We start from the raw sequence: 1,567 nt of genomic DNA, 5'->3' as shown, positions 1-1,567 counted from the left end.
GGTTCGGAACCTCGTTCAGCGGGGTTCCGGAGCGGTCAATGCGGATGCCTTCCTTCTCCCACAGCTGGTGGGTCAGCACCGACAACTTATCCTTCTCGCTCGGGTGCGGGCGGTAAACACCGCCGAACTTCTTCAAGAAGGAGTGGGAAGCGTACGCGAAGGATGCGCGCGGCAGTTCCGCGCCGTGCATCTGGCCCAGGAAGATCGGTTCCAGGTCGTTCTGCTTCTGCGTTTCAGCACCGGCTGCCTTCTGCGCCGCAAGGTAGAGCAGCTGCGAACCCACCGCGTGAGTGGTGACATCGCGGCGACCCGATACCCAAAATTCTGCGTCAGCCTCGCTGAAAGCCAGCAGGGTGCATCCGACCGGCAGTGGCGGCGCCTGAGGCACCAGCAGACCGTGCTGAACCATCCAGTACTCAGCACCGATTGCACGAGAGAACTCGTAGGCGGCTGCACCGCGTCCAAGGAACTGTGCGGCAGAAAGAACAATACGAATATCCGGTAAGAGGCTCTTCAGCTCGTCGCCGGAGATTTCCTGTTCAGACCAGTCCTTGCGAGAGTAGCGCGCGCTGGCGTACTGTCCGTCCAGGTACTCGCTAGCATCCTCAGGAACCCACAGGGCAACATCGATAGCGTCCAGATGCTTGAGAGGCTCCAAGATTGCGTTGCGGTTCGTCGGAGAGAACGAATCCATAACGATCAGCACTCGAGGCTTAGCACCGCGAGTGTACAGAAGACCGCGCACGGACTCCTCCGCAACGGTCCGAGAACGTGCGGAGTCAAGAAGTGAATTCAGCTTGTATTTTGCCCACTTCAGCTTCTTCTGACGCCTCTGCCATGCCTGCCAGGCGTCCAAATCCAGAGGGTACTTAAGCATCCTGCTTCTCCCCCGAACGGACTCGAATAACGGTAGCCGGGATACCCACAGCCACGGCATTAGCCGGAATATCGCGGGTGACCACAGCCCCAGCACCAATCACAGCGCCATCTCCAATGGTGACACCACCGAGCACAGACACATTCTGACCGAGGAAAACGCGATCACCAATCACGATGTCACCACCGGGCTGCACATCGTGCAGAGAGTCCAGAGGGTGCTCGCCAGAATTGACCATCACATTATCGGCAAAGACACAGTCCTTACCAATAGTCACATTCGACAAGGCGTGAATATGGCTACGGTGACCAACGTAGGTACCGGAACCAATACGCAGAATACCGCCAGCTTCAGAGGCAATCCACGCATCCTCGTAGATTGCAATCTGGTCGCCGAGGTAGATGTTCTCTACACCGACCATGCGCAGGGGACGAACAAGAACAGTGCCCGAGCCGAAAGAGCCGAACGCCCGCGAGTACAGGGTCTTACCCAGCAGGTCTGCCATGTGCCAACGCACACTCGGCATCTTGGTCACAATCTTAGAAAGGTTTAGGCCCATAGCTGCTCCAAAATCTTTACACGCTGATCGAAAGTGTGCTCGGCCAAAGTACGCTTCTGACCGGCTTCACGAATCTGACGAGCCCACTTCGGCTCACGGAAAATACGGGTACAAATCTCGATAAGCTCATC

3 protein-coding genes are annotated in these 1,567 nt (G+C 57.2%); all 3 read right to left on the bottom strand.

The window, feature by feature from the left end; all coding sequences use genetic code 11:
* On the bottom strand, positions 1-877 hold an 877-nt coding region (locus tag Q0216_RS08545; protein ID WP_298594529.1), incomplete at its 3' end, for an RNA-binding protein.
* Positions 870-1,436 (bottom strand): DapH/DapD/GlmU-related protein, encoded by a 567-nt coding sequence (locus Q0216_RS08540; RefSeq protein WP_012904026.1) that lies wholly within the window; start codon positions 1,434-1,436, stop codon positions 870-872. The genes Q0216_RS08545 and Q0216_RS08540, both read right to left, overlap by 8 nt.
* Positions 1,427-1,558, bottom strand: coding sequence for a glycosyltransferase (locus Q0216_RS08535; RefSeq protein ID WP_298594531.1), 132 nt, complete (start codon positions 1,556-1,558; stop codon positions 1,427-1,429). The genes Q0216_RS08540 and Q0216_RS08535 overlap by 10 nt, the downstream gene beginning before the upstream one ends.
* Between the last annotated feature and the right edge of the window lie 9 nt (positions 1,559-1,567).

Source organism: uncultured Rothia sp. (assembly GCF_937976295.1).
Taxonomy (GTDB): Bacteria; Actinomycetota; Actinomycetes; order Actinomycetales; family Micrococcaceae; genus Rothia.
Note: the sequence above shows the minus strand (reverse complement) of the source record. Positions and strands in the feature narration are given on the sequence as shown.

What these genes read in the sequence shown, in the direction of transcription:
- Q0216_RS08540 (WP_012904026.1), bottom strand. Translation starts at nt 1,436, where the DNA reads ATGGGCCTAAACCTTTCTAAGATTGTGACCAAGATGCCGAGTGTGCGT.